The 1,019-nt window shown below is 43.9% G+C and carries 1 protein-coding gene and 1 pseudogene; one reads left to right on the forward strand and one right to left on the reverse strand.

All coding sequences use genetic code 11. The annotated features are described in order from the left end of the window. Positions 1-8: 8 nt before the first annotated feature. A complete protein-coding gene (locus LYNGBM3L_RS14480) occupies positions 9-368 on the reverse strand; it encodes a LapA family protein (RefSeq protein WP_044492350.1) in 360 nt (119 codons plus the stop codon). A 324-nt stretch (positions 369-692) separates the two neighbouring features. On the opposite strand from LYNGBM3L_RS14480, the pseudogene LYNGBM3L_RS50390 reads away from it, so the two are divergent. Next, positions 693-1,019: pseudogene (locus tag LYNGBM3L_RS50390) on the forward strand (pyridoxine/pyridoxamine 5'-phosphate oxidase); the annotation flags it as partial.

The raw sequence follows: 1,019 nt of genomic DNA on the forward strand, positions 1-1,019 counted from the left end.
TCCTAGAATTAGTCTAATAGTGGATTATCTCCCATGGGGTCAGATGCCGATAAGAGAAACTGTTTCTGTTCAATCTCAATTTTGTATTGTTGAATGTCGTCTTCTAATTGTCTAATCTGTTCATCCTTCGAGCGTATCTGCCCAACCATCTTACGAGTTCCTATAAAATTGATAAATCGCGTCCACAAGTTGAATAACCAGGCTATTACTGCTCCAAGCCACATGGCTAGAATCAGTGCAATCGCCAAGGGAGCCTTAACCTGGATACCATCAATAATCCTAATGGAAACAGATTGGGTATTTTCCAAGCCAAATAAGACTAGTGCCAGACATAGAGAGAAAATCAGCAAAAAATTAATCTGTCGCATCAGCTTAATCCAAAACCGTTGCAGTTGCTTACTACTTCTACAACAGATAACACGAAAAATCGGCTTTTTTAACTTGCCGATTACTGGAACGTGCACAGGTGTCCCAACGCCCACAGGTCAAGGACATCTACTTGGCACGGTCATCAACTGAACTTTTTATCTCTTCTCCCCCCGCTATTTTGGGGGGCTGGGGGGAGCTTGGATTAGCTCAGGTTATGACTGTGTGCAGTATAGCAGCAGTTGGATTTTCCTTCAAGCCTACACCTGCTTGGTAGGGAGGTATAAAAAATGCCACCAAAACTGGTCAATTATAAGGCAAGACACATGAATACTAGAATAGCTGATTTACGTAAGGAATACACATTGAAGGGTTTGAGTGAAATCGATGTCCACCCCAATCCTTTTGAGCAATTCAAAATTTGGTTTGACCAGGCAGTGGCTGCCCAATTGCCAGAACCGAATGCCATGACTATAGCGACAGCAACACCCGATGGTAAACCTTCTGCCCGGATGGTACTGCTGAAAGGCTACGATCAGCGGGATTTGTCTTTTACACTAATTATGACAGTAACAAGGGGCAGCAGTTAATCGAGAATCCTTGGGCTGCCATCACGTTTGGTGGGCTGAGTTAGAACGACAGGTACGGAGTTG

This window comes from Moorena producens 3L (assembly GCF_000211815.1).
In the GTDB taxonomy this organism is placed as follows: Bacteria; Cyanobacteriota; Cyanobacteriia; order Cyanobacteriales; family Coleofasciculaceae; genus Moorena; species Moorena producens.

Excerpts from the sequence above, each read along its gene's own strand:
- LYNGBM3L_RS14480 (WP_044492350.1), bottom strand. The coding sequence starts at position 368 with ATGCGACAGATTAATTTTTTGCTGATTTTCTCTCTATGTCTGGCACTA.